Annotated in this window: 2 protein-coding genes; one reads left to right on the top strand and one right to left on the bottom strand. The window is 71.7% G+C overall.

The features are described 5' to 3' along the window. Nucleotides 1–86: 86 nt before the first annotated feature. A complete protein-coding gene (locus DVH02_RS34155; protein WP_114627706.1) occupies nucleotides 87–1,913 on the bottom strand; it encodes a substrate-binding domain-containing protein in 1,827 nt (608 codons plus the stop codon). Nucleotides 1,914–2,085: 172 nt separating this feature from the next. Here DVH02_RS34155 and DVH02_RS34160 point away from each other — a divergent pair, with 172 nt between their 5' ends. Then, the gene (locus DVH02_RS34160; protein ID WP_456113502.1) at nucleotides 2,086–2,886 is read left to right on the top strand and encodes a CPBP family intramembrane glutamic endopeptidase; all 801 of its coding nucleotides are present in this window, start codon (nucleotides 2,086–2,088) and stop codon (nucleotides 2,884–2,886) included. Nucleotides 2,887–3,020: the final 134 nt, after the last annotated feature.

A 3,020-nucleotide genomic window follows, 5' to 3' on the forward strand; every position in this document is an offset into this window, starting at 1 on the left:
AGCGGTGGTCCGTGTGCCGGGGTACGGGCGGGGCGCCGTGTGCCCCGCCCGTACCGCGCCACCTCGCGCCCCCGCGCCGGTACCGCTCAGGGTGTCGTCGAGCCCGCCGAGAGCATGATCGCCCGCAGCAGTACGGACTGGATGTCCGCCGGGTCGCTCACCTCGTACCCGGCCCCACCGGTCGCCTTGGCCACCTTGTCGACCTCCGCGCGGTCGGCGTCCGGGCCCACGGCGACCGCGATCAGCGGAACCGGGCGTTCGGGGTCGGCGAGGGCCTTGAGCCGTTTGATCAGCTCGCCGCGCGAGATGCCGTCGTCGTCCTTGTTGGAGCCGTCCGTGAGGATGATCAGCGCGTTGAACTTGCCGTCCACATAGGTGGCCCGCGCCTTGCGGTAAGCGGCCAGCGTCGTGTCGTACAGCCCGGTATCGGCGTCGGGCACGGGCTTGAGCGCGCTGAAGGCGTCCGACAGCCGTTCACGGTGGGTACCACCGCCCTTGACCGGGTCGCCCAGCCGCGCCGTCTTCTCCAGCTCGCGGTAGTCCTTCTTGCCGTCGAGCCGGGTGGCGAACTCCCACAGGCCGATCTCGTCCTCCGAGGTGAACTGGTTGAGCGCCCGCAGCAGCGACGCCTTGGTGACATCCATCCGGCTCTGTCCGGCACGGCCCGGCACCGGCGCCGCCATCGACCCGGAGGTGTCGACGACGGTCGTGAGCCTGGTGCTGCGCACCGTCACCGTCCACAGCCCGAGCGTGCGCTGCACGGTCTCCACCGACGGCGGCCGCGCGTCGGCGCCGTCGTACGGCTGGGGTGACCGGCCGCCCGCCGTGCGCAGCACCTCGCCGTGTACCGGGGCGTTCGCCACCCGGAAGCCGTGCTTCTCCAGCGTCCGGTACGAGGGGTCCTCGCCGAGGAGCGCCATGAAGCGCATCGCGGCGCGGCTCTGGTCCGTGCTCAGCGCGGTCTGGTTGACCAGGCTGTACGGATAGTCGAGCACCGGGGCGCCGTCGGTCGGATAGAAGAGGTCGAGATTGTCGGCGCCGCTGCCTTCGGAGTTGTGGGCGAACGCGGCCTGTTCGGAGAGCAGCAGTGCCTCATTGCGGCGCGGATTGCCCTTCTCCGCGGCGGAGTCGTCCTGGGCCAGGGTGTCCAGCAGCCGCGGGTCCGAGTCGGCCACCCGCCCGGACAGCAGCTGGGCGGTGGCGGCGGCGAGGGTGTCGCCCGTGCCGTCCTGCCCGCCCTTCCCGTCCTTCCCGTTCCGCCCGTCCTGTCTGTTCTGTCCGTTCTGCTGTGCGGACTCCGCGACGCTGCTCAGCGCGAGCAGTCCGGTGGCGCTGCGCAGCGGATCGGCCGAGCCGAGGCGCGGGCGGCCGGTGCCGGTCGCCGCTGCCGCCAGCTCGGCCCAGGTGTACGTCTCGTGCGGCCAGCCGAGCGTCCGGGCGGACCGGGGTACGGCGGCCAGCGTCACCGGCGACGACGCCACGTTGCCCGCCGGGGTCAGCGCGATCCCGTCACCCGAGCCCTTCGCGCGGTCCACCCACACGTCGGAGTCCGGCACCCACACCTGGTAACCGGGGGCGGTGCCGCCGGCGAGCGCGGCGGCGGCCTTGAAGTTCTCCCGGGCGCTCACCCGTATGTCGAGACAGTTGCCGTCGGACGTCACCCGGTCCCGCCGCGCACGCTCGGCGATCTCGCGCAGGGCGGGCGCGATGTCCGGCGACGCGGCGATGTCCAGCCGTACGGGCGCCTTGTCGCAGGGCGTGCCGAACGAGAGCAGACCGGCGCGCGCCGCGACTCCCGTACCCGCGGTCACCGCCAGTACGAGCGCGGCGGCGATGGAGACATGACGGCGGCGCGGCGAACGGGCCCTGCCCGCGCCTGTCGGCCGCACGTCGGGCAAGCTGTGACGTCCCATGACGGTGACGCCCCTCCTTGGCTTCGTGAAGGGTGGGGAAGAGTGGGAAAGAAGGGGCCTCGAAGCAGATCGGAGCGGATCGGAGCGGATCGCACGATCTTCGTACCCGCATTCGAGACCCTAGCGGCAGTGATGGAATTCAATACCGGTAATGACGCAACTGGAGGCGGGCGTGCAGGTGGAGGCGGGGCGGGCGGACGGTACCGGTCCCCGGGAGGCCATCTCCCACAGGACCCTGCGGTCCGAGACGCTGCTCGTACTGGCGCTCTCGCTGGGTGCGAGCGGTGTGTCGGCGCTGATCAGGTTCATCGGTTCGCTGACGGCGCCGCAGGCGCTCAACGAGCAGGCGGCCAGGCTCAACTCGTCGGCGGCCCCCGGACGGCCCTGGCTCGACCTGGCGCTTCAGCTCTTCTACATCAGCACGGCCCTGGTACCTGTCGCGCTGGTCGCACACCTGCTGCTGCGGGAGGGCAGCGGGATGCGCGACATCGGCTTCGACGGGCGGCGGCCCTGGCCTGATCTGGGGCGCGGCACGCTGGTGGCGGCCGGGATCGGCAGCGCGGGGCTGGCGTTCTACCTGGTGATGCAGACGGCCGGGTTCAATCTGACGGTCGAGCCGGAATCGCTGCCCGATGTCTGGTGGAAGTTCCCGGTGCTGATCCTCTCGGCGGCGCAGAACTCCGTGCTGGAGGAGGTGATCGTCGTCGGGTATCTGCTGCGCAGACTCGGTCAGCTCGGCTGGACGCCGATGGGCGCGCTGGTGGCGAGTTCGGTGCTGCGCGGCTCGTACCACCTCTACCAGGGGATCGGCGGCTTCATCGGCAACATGGTGATGGGCGTGGTGTTCGTGCTGCTGTACCGGCGCTGGGGCCGGGTCGGTCCGCTGGTGGTGGCGCACACGCTGCTCGACATCGGGGCGTTCGTCGGGTATGCGCTGCTGGCGGGGAAGGTGGACTGGCTGCCCACGCTGTAGGGCCGTGCGGGGGTGGGGGCGGCGGGGGTCTTTCGTGTGGATGGGGCCGGGTCAGGGAGGGGGCTGGTGGCGTGGGTCGTGAGGCGGCGGGTCGCCCCCGTACTGGATGCACTGGGGTGATCCCGACCACGCGG

This window comes from Streptomyces corynorhini (assembly GCF_003346515.1).
GTDB lineage: Bacteria > Actinomycetota > Actinomycetes > Streptomycetales > Streptomycetaceae > Streptomyces > Streptomyces corynorhini.